At 75.6% G+C, this 8,020-nt stretch carries 4 protein-coding genes; all 4 read right to left on the bottom strand.

Translation table 11 applies throughout. The annotated features are described in order from the left end of the window. The coding region (locus ABT247_RS29525; protein ID WP_350748467.1) for a non-ribosomal peptide synthetase at nt 1-6,053 on the bottom strand (6,053 nt) is incomplete at its 3' end. A gap of 234 nt (nt 6,054-6,287) precedes the next feature. Beyond that, the gene (locus ABT247_RS29520; RefSeq protein WP_350748465.1) at nt 6,288-6,500 is read right to left on the bottom strand and encodes an MbtH family protein; all 213 of its coding nucleotides are present in this window, start codon (nt 6,498-6,500) and stop codon (nt 6,288-6,290) included. 131 nt (nt 6,501-6,631) lie between these two features. After that, on the bottom strand, nt 6,632-6,790 hold the full coding sequence (locus ABT247_RS29515; protein ID WP_350748462.1) for a hypothetical protein: 159 nt from the start codon (nt 6,788-6,790) through the stop codon (nt 6,632-6,634). Between the two features lie 204 nt (nt 6,791-6,994). After that, the coding region (locus tag ABT247_RS29510) for an IS256 family transposase (RefSeq protein WP_350748459.1) at nt 6,995-8,020 on the bottom strand (1,026 nt) is incomplete at its 5' end.

The following is an 8,020-nucleotide window of genomic DNA, read 5'->3' as shown; positions in this document are numbered from 1 at the left end:
AAGCGTTCGGCGGTGAGGGCGGGGCGGCCGAGGTAGCCGCGGGCGAGGCCGGGGCCGGTGATGTACAGCTCGCCGGGAACGCCGGTCGGGACGGGTCTCAGCCCGGCGTCCAGCACGTACACCCGGGTGTTGGGCAGCGGGCGGCCGATCGGCACCACGGCGGCCGGTACCTCACCGGCGGAGTCGATCGGGTGGCAGCTCGCGAAGGTGGTGGTCTCCGTGGGGCCGTAGCCGTTCACCAGCCGCAGGTCGGGGCAGTGCTCCAGCACGCGGCGCATGGCGGTCGGCGAGGTGATGTCCCCGCCGGTCCACAGCTCACGGAGCCCGGTGAAGGTCTCCGGGGACTCGGTGGCCAGGACGTTGAAGAGGCCGACCGTCATCCAGGCGGCTGTGACGCCGCCGTGGTGGATGGTGTGGGCGAGTTCGGTGGCGCCCAGGCGTCCGGGGGGTGCGAGGACGGCGCGGCCGCCGGAGAGGAGTGGGGTCCAGAGTTCGTAGGTGGAGGCGTCGAAGGCGGTGGGGGAGTGGACCAGCACGCTGGAGTGGCTGCCGGTGGTGAAGGTGCCGCCGAGGGCGAGGTCGACGACCGAGCGGTGGGTGATGCCGATGCCCTTGGGGGTCCCGGTGGAGCCGGAGGTGTGCATCACGTACGCCAACTGGTCACTCGAAAGCGGCAGTTCGAGGTTGTCGGCGGTGTCGTCACCGACCGGCAGGGTCCTGAGGCCTTCGAGGGCCGGGTGGTCGTGGTGTCCGGGGTCGGTGAGCGCGAGCCGGGCGCCGGCGTCCGTGAGGACGGCCCGTAGGCGCTCGTCGGGCTGGGCGTCGTCCAGCGGTACGTAGGTGCCGCCGGCCTTGAGGACGGCCAGGATCGCCACCACGAGCGCGACGGAGCGGTCCATGAGCAGGGCGATCGGTGTCTCCATGCCCACGCCGGCCGTGACCAGCCGACGCGCCAAGCCGTTGGCGCGGGCGTTGAGTTCGGCGTACGTCAGCTCGCCGTCCACCGCCACCAGGGCGACGGCGTGGGGCGCCGCGGCGGCCTGGGCCTCGAACACCGCGGGCAGCCCGCCCTCCGGCAGCGCCGCCACCGGGCCCCTGCCGTCCGCCAACAGCCGCTCCCGCTCCGCCGGGCTGAGCACCTCGACTCCGCCGATGAGTTCGGCCGGGTCGGTGGCGATCCGGTCGAGCAGGGCGAGGAAGCGGTCCAGCAGGGTGCGGGCCTCGGCGGGGCCGAAGGCGTCGGGCTGGTGGTCCAGGCGCAGTTGGAGGCCGTCGCCCGGGGTCAGGGCCAGCAGCAGCGGGTAGTGGGCGCTGTCGACGTCCTCGACCAGGGTGACGCGGGTGGCGCCGCTCGGGTCCGCACCGTCCAGGACGGACGGGTCCGGGTAGTTGCCGTACACCGTGACGGTGTCGAACAGGCTGTTCAGGCCCGTGAGTTGCTGGATCTCGGTGAGGCTGAGGTGCTGGTGGTCCAGCAGCGCGGACTGCTCGTGCTGCAGGCGCAGCAGCAGTTGCCCCCAGCTCTCGGCGGGGTCGAGGGTGACCCGCACCGGCACGGTGTTGATCAGCAGGCCGACCATCCGCTCCACGCCCGGCAGGTCGTGCGGGCGGCCGGAGACGGTGGTGCCGAAGAGCACGTCGTCGCGGCCGGTGAGCCGGGCCAGCAGGACGCCCCAGGCCGCCTGGACGAGGGTGTTGAGGGTGACGCCGTAGCGACGGGCGGTGCGGGTCAGCGCCTCGGTCGCGGCCGGGGTGAGGCCGGTGGTCAGGCGCAGCGGCAGCCGGGGGGCGGCGGTGGAGCGGTCGGGGGCGAGCAGGGTGGGTTCGTCGGCTCCGGCGAGCGCCCGCGCCCAGGCGGCGCGGGCGGCGGCGCCGTCACGGGCAGCGAGTCGGCTCAGGTACGCGCGGTACGGGGTGGCCGGGGGCAGCGGCTGCCGGAAGTAGAGGGCCCACAGCTCCTCGGCGAACAGCGGGGTGGACCAGCCGTCCAACAGGATGTGGTGCGCGGCGGCGATCAGCCGGTGGCGGTCGGGTCCGAGGGTGAGCAGGGTGTAGCGCAGCAGCGGCGGGCGGGCGAGGTCGAAGCGGCGGCCGTACTCGGCGGCGGCGATCCGCTCGGCCTCGGCCTCCGGGTCGGCGTGCGCCGTCAGGTCGAGGACGGTGAAGGGCAGGTCGACGCTCTGCGGGACGGCCTGCACGGGCGGGCCGTCGGGCCGCTGGTGGAAGCCGGCCTTGAGGTTGGGGTGGCGCAGCAGGAGGTCCTCGGCGGCGGTGCGCAGCCGGTCGGCGTCGACGGGCCCGGTGATGTCGAAGATGCAGACGGAGGTGTAGACGTCGGCGCCGTCGGTGTCGTACGCGGCGTGGAAGGCCATGCCCTCCTGCAGCGGTGAGGTGGGCCACAGGTCCAGCAGCCCTGCGGGGGCGTGGAGTTCGGTGAGGCGGTCGAGCTCGGCCTGGTCGACGGCGACGAGCGGGAAGTCGGACGGCGTGTGTCCGCCGGCGTCCGGGTGCGCGGCGTGCTCGGCCAGCGCGCGCAGCGCGGTGAACCAGTCCTCGGCGAGGGCGCGGACCCGCTCCTCGCCGAGCAGGTCGGCGGCCCAGGACCACTGGGCGACCAGCAGCGGGCCCTGCGGGGTGTCGACGGTGGTGGCGTCCAGGCCGAGCACCCGGCCGAGGGCGAGATCGGGCGCGGCGCCCTCGGTCATCGCCTCGGCCCCGGCGAGCACGTCCTCGGCGGTGACGCCGTCGGGCTGGAAGCGGCCCAGGTAGTTGAACTCGACCTGCGGCTCGGCGTACCGGGAGAGCACGGCGGCGGTGTCCGGGTTGAGGTGGCGCAGCAGCCCGTAGCCGATGCCGTTGTCCGGTACGGCGCGCAGCTGTTCCTTGACCCGGCCGAGGGCGCGGCCGAGCGCGGGCCCGGCGGCGGTGACCTCGGACCAGGGCAGGGCGCCGGGGGCGAGCCGGACGGGGTAGACGGAGGTGAACCACCCGGCGGTGCGGTGCAGGTCGACGCCGTCGACGATCTCCTCGCGGCCGTGGCCCTCCACGGTCACCAGCACGGCGCCGTCCGGCCCGGCGGGGGCTTCGGCGCGCCAGTGGCCGAGGGCGAGCGCCAGCGCCGTCAGCAGGACGTCGTTGACCTGGGCGTGGTAGGCGGCGGTGACCCGGGTGAGCAGCGTCCGGGTGGTCTCGGCGGGCAGTACGAGCCGTAGCGTGCCGCCGGTGGCGTAGGTGTCCCTCGCGGGGTCGAGCGGGCGGTCGCCGAGCAGGGGGTCCGGGGTGGCCAGGGCGGCTTCCCAGAGCGGGAGTTCGGCGGTCCGGCGGTCGGTCAGGGCTTCGGCGGTGAGCCGCTGGGCCCAGCGGCGGAACGAGGTGGGCACCGGCGGCAGCACCGGCTCGCGGCCCTCCCGGGCGGCGGCGAGCGCGGCGAGCAGGTCCTCCTCCAGGATGCGCCAGGTGACGCCGTCGACGACCAGGTGGTGGATGACCAGGAGCAGCTGCGGGGGCAGGTGCGGCCCGCCGTCGAAGTGGACGGCCTGCAGCATCCGGCCGTCCTCGGGCGAGAGCCGGTCGCGCGCGGCCTCGGTCGCGGCGCGCAGCGCCTGCCCGGTGGCCGGCCCGGCGAGCTGCCGCAGCGCGGCCGCGGCGGGGACGGTGCCGGGGGCGGGGACGTGCAGGGTCCAGGGCCGCTCGGCGAGGGGGGAGGTGCGGGCGCGGAGGGCGTCGTGGTGGTCGAGCAGGGCCTGCAGCGCGGTGGTGAGGTGCTCGGGCCGGGTGCCGGCGGGGAGGGGGATCAGGGTGGACTGGTGGAAGCTCGCGACCGAGCCGCGCTGGGCGGACAGCCAGTGCACGATCGGTGTGGCCGGCACCTCGCCGAGGCCGGCCCCGGCGGGCTCGGCGGCGACCGGTCCGTCCAGCGGGCGGGCGATCCGGGCCAGCGCCTCCACGGTCGGGGCGTCGAACACCTCGCGGGGGGTGAGCTGCAGTCCGGCGTGCCGGGCCCTGGAGACCAGCTGGATGGCCACGATGGAGTCGCCGCCGAGCTCGAAGAAGGACTCCGCGACGCCGACCCGGGGCAGTCCCAGCACCTCGGCGAACAGCCGGGCGAGGGCGTGTTCCGTCTCCCCCGCGGGGGCGCGGCCGCCGTCCTCGGCGGTGCTGCGGGCGGGCGCGGGCAGGGCGCGCTTGTCCACCTTGCCGTTGGGGGTGAGCGGCAGCCGGTCGAGCACCACGACGGCGGGCACCATGTGGTCGGGCAGCCGTTCGGCGCAGTGGGCGCGCAGCTCGGCCGGGTCGGCGGGGCCGACGGTGTACCCGACCAGCCGGCGCTCGCCCGGGCGGTCCTCGCGGACCACGACGACGGCCTGGCGGACCCCGGCGTGGGCGGAGAGGGTCTGCTCGATCTCGCCGAGCTCGACCCGGAAGCCGCGGATCTTCACCTGGTCGTCGGCGCGGCCGTGGAACTCCAGCTGGCCGTCCGGCCGTTGCCGGGCGAGGTCGCCGGTGCGGTACATGCGGGTGCCCGGGTCGCCGAACGGGCAGGCGGTGAAGCGTTCGGCGGTCAGGCCGGGCCGCCCGAGGTAGCCGCGTGCCAGGTACGGGCCGGAGACGTACAGTTCGCCGACGGCGCCGGGCGCGACCGGGCGCAGCCGCTCGTCCAGCAGGTGGATCCGCACGTCCCGGCAGGGGTGGCCGATCGGCGGCTGCTCCTCGCCGGTGAGCGGCTCGCTCATGGTGACGATGACGGTGGTCTCGGTCGGGCCGTAGCTGTTGAACATCCGCCGCCCGCGGCCGAGTCGGGCGGCCAGCTCGCGGGGCACGGCCTCGCCGCCGCCGATCAGGGTGCGCAGCGAGGGCAGCGGGACGTCCGGCAGGGTGGCCGCCATCGCGGTGGCGACGTCGGCGTGGGTGACGCCGTACCGGTCGATCAGCTCGGCGAGCGGCTCGCCGACCAGCTGGCTCTGCTCGCCGGGCAGCACCAGGGCGGCGCCGGTGGTGAGGGCCACCGCGAGGTCGGAGACGGAGACGTCGAAGCTCAGCGAGGCGGCCTGGAGCACCCGGCTGCCGGGCCCGACGCCGGTGGCGGCGACCTGGGTGGCGACCATGCCGGCCAGCCCGGTGTGGGTGACGGCCACCCCCTTGGGCACGCCGGTGGAGCCGGAGGTGTAGATCACGTAGGCGGTGTTCGCGGCGCTCAGCGGCCGGACCCGCTCGGCGGCGGCGAACGGGCCGTCGGGCTGGTCGGCCAGGTCGGCGAGGTGCTCGGCGGAGTCGAGCAGCAGCCGGGGCGCGCCGGTCTCGGGGAGCCCCGCAGCGGCGCCGGAGGTGGTGAGCACCAGGGCGGCGCGGGAGTCGGTGAGCATGTGGCGCAGCCGCTCGGCCGGGTAGGCCGGGTCGGCGGGCAGCCAGGCGGCGCCGGTCTTGGCCACGGCGAGGATCGCGGCGACGGCCTCCGCGGACTTGGGCAGGGCCAGGGCGACGACGTCCTCGGCGCCCAGGCCGCGGGCGGCGAGCACCCGGGCCAGGCGGTTGGCACGGGCGTCGAGTTCGGCGTAGCGGAGGGTGGTGTCCCCGGCGTACAGCGCGGGCGCCGCGGGGGTGCGGGCGACCTGGGCGTCGACCAGCTCGGTGAGGGTGGGGTACGGGCGGGGGGCGGCCGGTGCGTCCTGGGCCGGTGCTTCGCAGGCTTTGCAGGCGGGCGTGTGCTGGACGGGTGCGTGCTGAGCCCGTGCGGCCGGGGCCGGTGCGTGTTGGGCCGGTGCGTGCTGGGCCGGGCCGGTGGCCGGCTGGGTCGGTGCGCCCTCGGCCAGCCGAGCGGCCAGGCCGGCCGGGGTGGGGGTGTCCAGCAGGATCGACAGCGGTGCGCGGAAGCCGAGTTCGGCGTGCACCCGGGCCAGCAGCCGGTCGGCGGCAGGCCGGTCGCCGCCGAGGTCGAAGAAGCCCGCCGAGGGGTCGACCGACTCCCGGCCGAGCACCTCGGCGAACAGGCGGCACAGCACCTCGGCCGGCCCGGGCCGCCGGTCGGCTCTGTGCGTCTGCTGGTCCCCGGACATCTGCACTCTCTCCCTCGTACGGCGGGCCCCGCCGTGACGGGGGCGGGGTGGCTGGCTGGCGTGCGTGCTGGGCGGCCTTCGGGGCTGTCCTCCCGAAGGCCGCCCGGGGGCGGTCGTCCCGGGGCGGGCGCGTGGCCGGCTCGGTGAAGCTCTTGGAGCTCGGTGGAGCTCTATGGAGCTCGGTGGAGCTCGGGCGTCGCCGTGGTGTGCGCCGTCGGGACGGGCCCCGCGGGGTCAGTGGCCGGCCAGGTGGGCGATCAGGCTCTTCGGCCGCAGGTCCTGCCAGTGCTGCTCGACGTAGTCGAGGCAGTCCTGCCGGCCGGCGGGGCCGTGGACCTGCTGCCAGCCGTCGGGGACCGGGCTGAAGACCGGCCAGAGCGAGTGCTGGCCCTCGTCGTTGACCAGGACGAGGTAGTCGGCCTCGGGGTCCTCGAACGGGTTCGCCATCGTCGGTTTCCTCTCTGTTCGGAGAATTGCGAGGAGGGGGGAATTACGCCGCGGCGCGGTTCCGGGAGTTCACCGGAGCGCCTTTGTCGAAGCCCATCGGAGTTCCGCGTGCGGTCGGGGCCGGATGCGGGTCACGGACCCCAGCCGGAGTCGTCCCCGGCCATCGCCAGGGGCGTTGCGACGGCGGGGGAGGAGTGCGCTCCGGCGTGGCTCTGGAGGCCGATGCCGGCGACCAGCACAATGGCGAGAATCCCGAGCATCTTGTGAATGTGAACGGCAAGATTCGTCATCGTGAATTCCTCTTCCTGAGGCGGGCGGTCTGCCCTCCTCGCTGAAATTCATCCTGCCGAGGGCCAATCTGGCGTGGAAGCTCTCGCCGTGATCGGGATCACGCATTGCGGGAACCGGAACCGTGAACATACGGTGTCAAAAACAGACAGAACCGATGAAAAGATCACCTGGTTCTGTCAGATCAGTGGTGGGTGGTCCTCCGCTCAGTGGCGGGTCCTCCGTGCGGGCGCCGGAACCGCGGCGCGCGGGCGCGAACCCCGGCGCAGCTCCTCCCGGACGGCGGGCCAGTCCCCGGTCCACGGCCGCCCCGCCCCGGCGCTCGACTCCAGCGCGAGCGTCGCCAGGTAGACGCGCTTGAGCGCGGCCCGCTCGTCCCGCACCCGCCCCGCGGCCTGCTCGATCCGGCGCAGCCGGGCGTGCAACCGCTCCAGCACGCCGCCGCCCGCGAGCAGCCGCCGGGCCTCGGGGCCGAAGCGGAAGCCGGGTGCGAGCACCGGCCAGGCCGCCCGCCAGACCCGGAACACCTCGCGGTGGCCCGGTCCCCACTCCCGCTCGGCCCGGCCCAGCCGCTCCAGCGCCGCGGACTCGGTGGGCGCCGTGCAGATCTCGTGCAGCGTCCGCGCCAGCGCACCCCAGTCCTCGCCGGGCGCGTGCCGCAGGGCGGCGTGCAGCAGGTGGGCCACCGAGGTGTGCACCACGGTGCGCGGCCACCGCGCGGCCGCCGCCTCCGCCAGGCCGGCCCCGGCGTCGCCGACCAGCACCCACACCTCGCGCACGCCGCGCTCGGCCAGCCCGGCCAGCACCTGCGGCCACTGCTCCCCGTCCGCGGCAGGCCACAGGCCCAGCACCTCCCGCCGGCCGTCGGTGGAGATGCCGAGCGCCAGGTGCACCAGCGGTCCGCCCGACCGGCCGCTGCGCACCGAATCCAGGAACACCACCGGGTAGACCGGATCGAGCGGGCAGCCGCGCCGCTCGGCCAGCTCGTCGAGGACCTGGTCGGTGATGGCCGAGACGGTCTCCCGGCTGAGCTCCACGCCGTACACCTCGGCCAGGTGCGCCACCAGCTCGCCGGAGCTCAGGCCGCGCGCGGTGAGCGAGACGACCAGCCGGTCCAGGCCGGGCAGCCGGCGAGCCCGGGGACGCACGGTCCGGGGGGCGAAGCTGCCGTCCCGGTCCCGGGGCACCCGCACCTCCACCGGCCCGACCTCGGTGAGAAGCCGTCTGGACCG

The organism is Kitasatospora sp. NPDC001539, assembly GCF_040298565.1.
Classification (GTDB): Bacteria; Actinomycetota; Actinomycetes; order Streptomycetales; family Streptomycetaceae; genus Kitasatospora.
Note: the sequence above shows the minus strand (reverse complement) of the source record. Positions and strands in the feature narration are given on the sequence as shown.